The organism is Alkalibacterium indicireducens (genome assembly GCF_039522005.1).
GTDB classification, from domain to species: Bacteria; Bacillota; Bacilli; order Lactobacillales; family Carnobacteriaceae_A; genus Alkalibacterium; species Alkalibacterium indicireducens.
Genome location: NZ_BAAADA010000004.1, coordinates 1 through 6,567, shown reverse-complemented (window position 1 = coordinate 6,567; position 6,567 = coordinate 1). Strand labels below are relative to the sequence as shown.

The 6,567-nt window shown below is 38.7% G+C and carries 5 protein-coding genes and 1 pseudogene; 4 read left to right on the top strand and 2 right to left on the bottom strand.

What is annotated here, in order from left to right:
- The first annotated feature begins 99 nt into the window (after positions 1 to 99).
- The 3 genes and pseudogenes from pfkB (at position 100) to ABFX15_RS00510 (ending at position 3,906) form a co-directional block, all read left to right on the top strand.
- The gene (gene pfkB, locus ABFX15_RS00520; protein WP_346023614.1) at positions 100 to 1,023 is read left to right on the top strand and encodes a 1-phosphofructokinase; all 924 of its coding nucleotides are present in this window, start codon (positions 100 to 102) and stop codon (positions 1,021 to 1,023) included.
- Positions 1,024 to 2,903 (top strand): annotated as a pseudogene (locus ABFX15_RS00515) (PTS fructose transporter subunit IIABC). It begins immediately after the preceding gene.
- Positions 2,904 to 3,048: 145 nt separating this feature from the next.
- A complete protein-coding gene (locus ABFX15_RS00510; protein WP_346023613.1) occupies positions 3,049 to 3,906 on the top strand; it encodes an aldo/keto reductase in 858 nt (285 codons plus the stop codon).
- Between the two features lie 498 nt (positions 3,907 to 4,404).
- On the opposite strand, the gene ABFX15_RS00505 is transcribed toward ABFX15_RS00510, so the two are convergent.
- Positions 4,405 to 5,055 carry a hypothetical protein gene (locus ABFX15_RS00505; protein WP_346023612.1) on the bottom strand — a complete coding sequence of 217 codons (651 nt, stop codon included), beginning with the start codon at positions 5,053 to 5,055 and terminating at the stop codon, positions 4,405 to 4,407.
- A 361-nt stretch (positions 5,056 to 5,416) separates the two neighbouring features.
- Between ABFX15_RS00505 and ABFX15_RS00500 the strand changes: the two genes are divergently transcribed.
- The gene (locus tag ABFX15_RS00500; RefSeq protein WP_346023611.1) at positions 5,417 to 5,845 is read left to right on the top strand and encodes a hypothetical protein; all 429 of its coding nucleotides are present in this window, start codon (positions 5,417 to 5,419) and stop codon (positions 5,843 to 5,845) included.
- A gap of 167 nt (positions 5,846 to 6,012) precedes the next feature.
- On the opposite strand, the gene ABFX15_RS00495 is transcribed toward ABFX15_RS00500, so the two are convergent.
- Positions 6,013 to 6,567, bottom strand: a 555-nt coding sequence (locus tag ABFX15_RS00495; RefSeq protein WP_346023610.1) for an IS4 family transposase, incomplete at its 5' end; no start/stop codon positions are given.

The following is a 6,567-nucleotide window of genomic DNA, read 5'->3' as shown; positions in this document are numbered from 1 at the left end:
TTTTTGTATTTTAATTGATAGAGCAACGATAGTTGCATTAAAACAACACGAAAAAACAAAAAAATTGGTAATTACTACTAAAGTAATAGAGGTGAACTTATGATTTATACGGTGACACTCAATCCATCAATCGATTATGTCATCTTTCCAGATGAACAGATCAGACTAGGTGATTTGAACCGTTTTGATAAAAGCCAGAAATTCCCTGGAGGTAAAGGAATCAACGTTTCTCGTGTACTCAAAGCTCTCGACAAACCTTCTATCGCGCTAGGCTATATTGGAGGGTTTCCAGGAGCTTTCATAAAAGAGACATTAGAAAGGCAGACGATCAGTACACAGTTTATAGAAGTTAACGATGACACACGAATCAATGTCAAAATCAAAGGATCGGAAGAAACAGAGCTTAACGGTTCAGGTCCAGTGATTTCCAAAGATGATCAGAATCGTCTTCTCGACCAGATGTCCGATCTGAATAAAGGAGATATCGTCATTCTATCAGGCAGTAAACCAGGTGGGATGCCGGATGATTTTTATCAGGTTCTGATTGAACGTATTCATGAGAAACAGGCTGAATTCGTCATAGACACGACGGGTAAAGAACTGATGGATGCTCTCGGCAATCAGCCGCTGCTCGCCAAGCCTAATATTCACGAGCTCGAGGCACTGTATTCGACGCGTATCGATTCGAATGAAAAGCTGATCCATTACGGAAAAGAGCTAGTAAGCAAAGGAGCCAAGCACGTAATTGTTTCTATGGGTAAAGACGGAGCAGTTCTGTTTACTAAGGATGAAATCTATCACGGAAAAGCAGAAGAAGGTCAGCTGATAAATTCTGTCGGAGCAGGTGATTCGATGGTAGCCGGATTTACAGGTGTATACAGCGACACGCAGAATGCGAAAGAAGCGTTCCGTTACAGCGTTGCATGTGGAACAGCAACGGCTTTTAATACAGACTTGGCTACAGAAAAAGACATACAGACCGTTCTAAAAACTGTGACGGTTGAAAAATGGGAGGAAAACTAAATGCAGATCAATGATGTATTGAGAAAAGATTTAATGATCATGGACCTTGAAGCGACTTCTAAAGAAGCCGTTATCGATGAAATGATCCAGCGACTTGCTGAGAAAAATGTAATCAGTGACGTAGAAACATTCAAGACAGGAATCATGAACCGGGAAAGTCAGACCTCTACAGGACTGGGTAATGGGATTGCCATGCCTCACTCCAAGAACAAAGCGGTAAAAGAACCAGCTGTTCTTTTTGCTAAATCATCTAAAGGTGTAGAGTATGAAGCGCTGGATAACCAGCCTGTTGAACTGTTCTTTATGATTGCAGCTCCCGAAGGCGGAAACGACCTTCACCTTCAAGTTCTGGCATCTCTTTCCAGAAAGCTTGTCGACGAGTCAGTTGTATCGAAGCTTAAGCAAGTTCGTACCCCTGAAGAAGTACAGAATATCTTTAAAGAAGATGAAGAAGAACAAGTCGTTAGAGAAGAAACGTCTAAGAATGCAGGAAGCGACCAGAAATTTGTTGTCGCTGTAACAGCTTGTCCTACTGGAATTGCCCATACCTATATGGCAGAAGATGCATTAAAGCGAAAAGCAGCTGAGATGGGTGTTGAGATCCGTGTAGAAACGAACGGCACGGACGGAGCGAAGAACAAGCTGACGGCGTCATCATTGCTGCAGACAAGAAAGTGGACATGGCTCGATTCAATGGAAAACCTGTATTGCAACGTCCGGTTTCTGAGGGCATCAACAAGTCTGAAGAATTGATCACACGAGCAGTTGCAGGCAATGCACCTATTTTTCAGGCAGAAGGGTCATCAGCTTCAAGCGATGCCGATGATACTGAACGAGGCAGCGGCTGGCAGTCGATCTATAAAGACCTGATGAACGGGGTGTCTCATATGCTCCCATTCGTCGTTGGTGGAGGAATTCTTCTGGCTCTGTCATTCTTATTCGAAGCACAGTTAGGTGAAGATAGTATTCTGTTTACTTCACTTAATTCGATCGGTGGATCTGCCTTTACATTCCTTATCCCGATTCTGGCTGGATACATTGCCTACAGTATAGCTGACCGTCCGGGACTCCTTCCAGGTATGGCAGGTGGACTGCTTGCAGTAGAAAGCGATGCAGGGTTTCTTGGTGGACTAGTAGCTGGTTTCGTAGCTGGTTATGTCATGAACCTGATCAAGAAATCACTAAAAAATGTACCAAAGACTTTCGAAGGACTTAAATCTATTCTTCTTTACCCAGTATTAGGACTGCTGGCAGTTGGTCTTCTCATGTTCTTCCTGATAGGCCCATTCTTTGCCGTCATTAACAATGCAATGATCGGTTTCCTGGAAAATCTAGGAACGGGCAATGCGGTAATTTTAGGTGCTGTTCTGGGTGGAATGATGGCCGTTGATATGGGTGGCCCTGTCAATAAAGCAGCTTACGCTTTCTCTATTGGTATTTTTGGAGACACAGGAGATGGAAGTTTAATGGCTGCGGTTATGGTCGGAGGAATGATTCCACCATTAGCTATTGCTATTTCTACTTTGTTATTTAAATCCAAATTCACTGATATCGAACGTCAATCTGGACTATCTAATTTCGTTCTAGGACTATCATTTATTACAGAAGGCGCAATACCATTTGCTGCTGCAGATCCATTAAGAGTCATCGGCTCTTCAGTACTGGGCGCTGCAATTGGTGGAGGCCTGACACAATTATGGAACGTTACAGTACCAGCACCTCATGGAGGAGTATTCGTTATAGGGTTAGGCGATAATACTATGCTTTTCCTAGTTTCACTTCTAGTTGGTTCTATCATCACTTCTGTGATATTAGGTCTATGGAAACCTCATGTGCAAGACAGCAAAGTTGCTATAAAAAACGAAGACATGAATTTATAAGCTATCAAATAACACACAAAAAACGTCATTCTTAACTGAATGACGTTTTTTGTGCTCTGGAAAACAGAGGTATTATTTTTTTCTTCTATAATTATTTCTGTTAAACTGCAAGTGAATACAGTGACGATTGAAGGGAGACAAATCAATGAAAAAAACTGTAACTTTCCCCAACGGGCGAAAAGTCCTGAAACTAGGTCAGGGAACTTGGAAAATGGGAGAAGACAAAAACAAACGATATGAGGAGATAGATGCTCTGAGGGCAGGGATTGATAACGGGTTAACTATGATCGATACAGCCGAAATGTATGCTGAAGGTGGAGCAGAAGAAGTGGTAGGTGATGCGATCAAACACGTAGACCGTGACGATCTGTTCTTAGTATCTAAGGCATATCCCGCAAATGCCAGTGAAGAACGCATGTTCGACTCCTGCGAAAAGACACTTCAACGCATGGGTGTTGATGAACTTGATTTGTACTTACTGCACTGGCCAGGCAATGTTCCGCTTCAGGAAACAGTCGACTGCTTCGAAGAACTGAAGCGTCAGGGTAAAATAAGGGGCTGGGGCGTGTCAAACTTTGATCTAGAAGATATGCAGGAGCTGCTTTCTCTAAGAAACGGTGAGAACTGTCAGACCAATCAGGTTCTGTATCATTTAGCTTCAAGAGGCATTGAAGTCGTTTTGCATGACTATATGAAGGAAAACAATATTCCCATCATGGCTTATTGTCCAATCATCGGTCAGGAGCCGGACCTGAAAGATAAAGTCTACAACAGTCCAATCATCAACAATATTGCAGAAAATAAGGGGATTTCAATTGTTCAGCTGTTGCTGGCGTTTGTCATGCATCAGGAACAGATGACAGCCATTCCTAAAGCCGGGTCATCAGAACACGTGCTTCAGAACAGAAAAGCTCTGGATATCGATTTGTCTAATGAAGAATTAAATCTGCTAAACGAAGCATTTCCAGCGCCAGAAAAACGCGTACCGTTAAGTGTCCAATAAATAGAACCAGCTGATCAGCGCAAAGGTTGCTGACGGCTGGTTTTTATTTTTCGAAACTAAATATTAATCGATACACTAAGTGAGTAGATGAAATTAAGAAATCAGTTAAATGTCACTTAAATTCAAATCAATTTAAAACAATATTTGATTAAAACGCGTGAGGTTCAGAATCAATATAAATTTAAGCGAGGGACCCTATATTCTAAATAATCTACTTTGTATAATATATATTATGTAAACTAAAATAAAGAAAAAGCATAGTTTACCAAGGTACGTCTGTTTTATGATTTAATCCCCTATTTATTGCTTTATTTTTGTATTTAAATCATGATGTATCAAGTAATCGGTCTTTTATCTCAAATTAAATAATTTATGTCTTTATAAAAATATCAGAGCGATTCTGACGCCTGTTCAGTTTCTCCACGATCAATTGTACGTATGATACTTTCAAATCGTCTTTAGTGATTCTAGATATTCTTGGAGTGTATTATAAAAATATTATTCACTTAAATGCTTTTCAATTAGATCAAAATATTTATCCCAGTCTAAATTACTGTCAATTGATAGTGATGTTAAATTTAATCTATTTGTTTCTTTTACTACATGATTTGCAAATAAAGAGTCTCTTTTCATCCAGTTATTAAAAGCAATAGTTTGATTATCAGTGTCTTTAAGAACTGAATGAATCCATGTTCTTTTACTGTAAATTTCTATCTGTTGATTTTCTGTAGGAGCTAACCAAATAGCTTTATCTTTAAGCTTCATAAAATCGTGCACTAGTGATGGCATCAACTGATTACCTTCAACAACTAGCGGTTTGTCTCGTAGTGTTAAAATATCGTCAACCACAAACTTGAAATCCTCTTTAAAAATATCGATATATAATCGTAACTGTTCAGCGGGCTTTGTTTTATAAAACAGTTCATTTGATGTCATCTTAGACATGCGACTCATCGCTGGATGAGTTGAAGCAGAAATTCTATTTAGGTGTTCTTCGAAATGATTGTCACAGGAGTATAGAGAAAAGCCTTTCTTTTCAGCATATAGTTTGGCGAAAGTACTTTTTCCAGCACAAGAAGAGCCGCCAATCCAGTAAATCGGTTCTTTTCTATCACGAAGTCTATATTGCTTACTCTCTTTACAATTCATAAATCCACTTTCTTTCTGTTATTACAAAAGATTAAAGAGAGAATGGAATCAGTCTGCCCCCTCTCCTACCCTTTCATTATACGTTACTTCAAGTATATCTTCAAAGCACTCTTTTATGTCTATTTGTCGGTAAGCATTGTCAGCTTTACTAATTTCATTCAATGATAAAAATCACCTATGAAGAGGATATAGAGTAATTTAAAAAAGCTTAATAATCGATTAATCACAAGTTTTGTCGAGGTTGGTATTGTAAAGTTAGAGAATAAGTTGAAGAATACTTTTTCTGTTGATTATGAAAGCTCGTTTATTTGAATCAGGTCTGATAAAATGAAAACAATATACGAGAAAGGACAATCATACAATGAATACTTTAACAAATTGGATGGAAAATAGTGAAGTAGGTTTTTGGCTTGTAGGAATCGGCGGACTTTTACTTATTTTGTTAATAAGATCAGCAGTGAAATCAATACTTGATAGAATAATAAATAGAGAAAATACTCAACTTTTTGTGACTACTTTAGTTAATTGGGTGAGCATTTTTGCTGTGGCAATATTTTTATTTACTTATTTTTCTAGAATTTCTTTCATGTACCAAACTCTTTTTGTTTTTGGAGACACACAAATTACTCTAGTTCTAATATTGACTATACTTTTTGCCCTGCTGTTATCAATCAAATTGTCTAATGTTCTCAGAGAATACCTTCTCCCTTCTGTTTATAACAAATACAATCTGGACAAAGGTTTAAGGTCATCATTAAACAGGCTCATTCATTATATTGTTGTTCACTAGTGTTGCATAAAACTTAGAATAAATAGGTTTTATAGGTTGTTACTTTTATCACAAGTAGTTTTCGTTAAAATTTCCAAAAAAGTCAATTGCTGGCGCAAGGGATGACTTTTTCCAGAAATTTTTAGGGTTATTCAGTTGTGGATTAGTCTTTTTGTACTCTCTTTCACTTAACCAGGTGCGAACGATTCTTTGAAACACTCAAATGGTTCATACTGTAACGCTCTGATTTGGCTCAAAATAGTGAAGAGGGTTGATTTCAACCTTAATTCTAGTTTCATCAGTAACGTCAATAAGTAGACAATCATCGCAAGAATCACTTGATTCTCCACGCCTTGTTCAGACTGTGAATAGTACGTTTTAATGGTCAAATGTTGTTTGATGTGCTTGAAAAACAACTCGATCTGCCATCTTGATTGATACATCTTTCCGATGTCCTCTGCTGAAAGATCCATTCGGTTCGTCAGGATACGTAGATTCGATTGATGCTTACGTTCAATCGTTACTAAGCGAAACAAACCCGTCAGGTAGGTCGATTTTCCCAGCTGAACCAATTGATCACTAATAATCCCTGATTCATGAGACACTTCCAGGTGCGCTTGAACATGAACGGCTGTATTCTTTTTAATGCGGGAAACGAAAAAGTAGCCTTCCCAGTTCATTTGATCAAACTGAGCGAAATCCAGATACCCGCGATCAAAAACATAGGTCGCCCGTTTCTCATT

Coding starts and splice junctions, on each gene's coding strand:
- ABFX15_RS00505 (WP_346023612.1), bottom strand. CDS start 5,055: ATGAATTGTAAAGAGAGTAAGCAATATAGACTTCGTGATAGAAAAGAA.
- pfkB (WP_346023614.1), top strand. CDS start 100: ATGATTTATACGGTGACACTCAATCCATCAATCGATTATGTCATCTTT.
- ABFX15_RS00510 (WP_346023613.1), top strand. CDS start 3,049: ATGAAAAAAACTGTAACTTTCCCCAACGGGCGAAAAGTCCTGAAACTA.
- ABFX15_RS00500 (WP_346023611.1), top strand. CDS start 5,417: ATGAATACTTTAACAAATTGGATGGAAAATAGTGAAGTAGGTTTTTGG.